This window comes from Castellaniella sp. FW104-7C03 (assembly GCF_040276085.1).
GTDB lineage: Bacteria > Pseudomonadota > Gammaproteobacteria > Burkholderiales > Burkholderiaceae_B > Castellaniella.
Window position 1 is genome coordinate 1 of record NZ_JBELOK010000027.1, and the last position, 1,429, is coordinate 1,429.

At 61.2% G+C, this 1,429-nt stretch carries 1 protein-coding gene; it reads right to left on the reverse strand.

Annotated elements, in window-relative coordinates; all coding sequences use genetic code 11:
* Positions 1–52: 52 nt before the first annotated feature.
* On the reverse strand, positions 53–1,300 hold the full coding sequence (locus ABS758_RS14900; protein WP_350384133.1) for an ISNCY family transposase: 1,248 nt from the start codon (positions 1,298–1,300) through the stop codon (positions 53–55).
* Positions 1,301–1,429 lie beyond the last annotated feature (129 nt).

Here is a 1,429-nt window from a genome sequence, read left to right on the forward strand (position 1 = left end):
TGTCAACGCTAAATAGAAATGTCCGGTTTTCTCCCAAGTAGAAATGTCCGGTTCAGGGGGCGGTTTGAGGCAGAACGCGGGGGCTGGGCACTGGGCCTTCCCATCGTCTCCAGGGATGATTGGCAGCGGGAGGGACAGGTCGTTTGTTGACGGCTTGTTGCACCCTGGCATTTATTGACTTGGCATCCTCTGCGGGTTTGACGTAGTCCTTTTTATGCACCGTGGTGAAGGCTAAGCTCGCCCTGCCATGCAGGAGCTGCAGGCTGGCATCCAGATGCTCGATGATGCGTACTTGTTGGCCGATCAAGCGGCGCTGCTGGCCGGGTGCGTGGACCTGTACGATCTGTTGGCGGAACTGGCAGGAGAGCGTCTTGGAGAGACGCCGTTCATGGTGGTAAGCCAGTGCAAAGTCGAGCTCCTCGGGACTGCCTTGGTAGGGAACGTGGGCATCCTCGGGTTCGCCCGGGGCGACGGCGAAGCGCCGGTTGTGGCCCTTCACGTAGGTGGGTAACCAGGCATTGGCTGCTTCTATATCGCAGATATCGGCCAGGCGCATGGCCTTGATCAGCCGATCTTGCAGTGTCTGGTTGGCGCGTTCGACCCGGCCCTTAGCCTGGGGGGAGCTCGCCTGGATGCCCTCGATGCCCAGCCGCTCGAGGGCGCGGGCGAAGTAGGTGGTCTGGGGGTTCTGGGCACAGGGGGAGCGAAAGATCGTGTGACGGTCACTGTACAGGCACATTGGAAGTCCGTGTTCGACGATGTACCCACGCAGCGTCAGCAAGTAGTCCGTCGTGGACTCTGCCCGCGCAAAGCGCAATGCCATCAGCTCACTGGTTGCATCATCGATGAACACCAGCAGCGTACAACGCGGGGCACGTCCCTCGAACCAGTCGTGCGGGCTGCCGTCGATCTGGATGAGCTCACCACGCCGGGGGCGGCGCTCGCGTAACGGGTGGATGGGTTTGAGGCGCCTGCGCTTGGCGCGCCACAGTCCGGCGGCGCGCATGAGCGTGCGCACACTCTCGACCGAGAGAGCAATGCCGTGGCGTTCAGCCAGCGTCTCGGCGGCCAACGTGGGGCCGAAATCTGCATAGTGGCTGGCGATCAGCTGCTGAGCACGCAGCACCAGCGTCTCGTCGAGCTTATGGTTTGAACTGTGGCCCCTTAACCGGTGGACCAGTGCCGCCTCACCCTCGGTCTCGTAGCGCCGCTGGATGCGCCGTAATTGGCGTACCGATATCTGCAGCACGTTGGCTGCTTCAACCTGTGAGAGCGCCCCATGACGCACCTGTTCAAGCACCCGCAGTCTGCCGACTTCCTTCTGGCTCATCGTGATCATCGTCCCTGCCCACCCCAGTGATGTGACTCACACCATTGAACCGGACATTTCTATTTTGCACAGACCGGACATTCTCACGTTGCACCAACA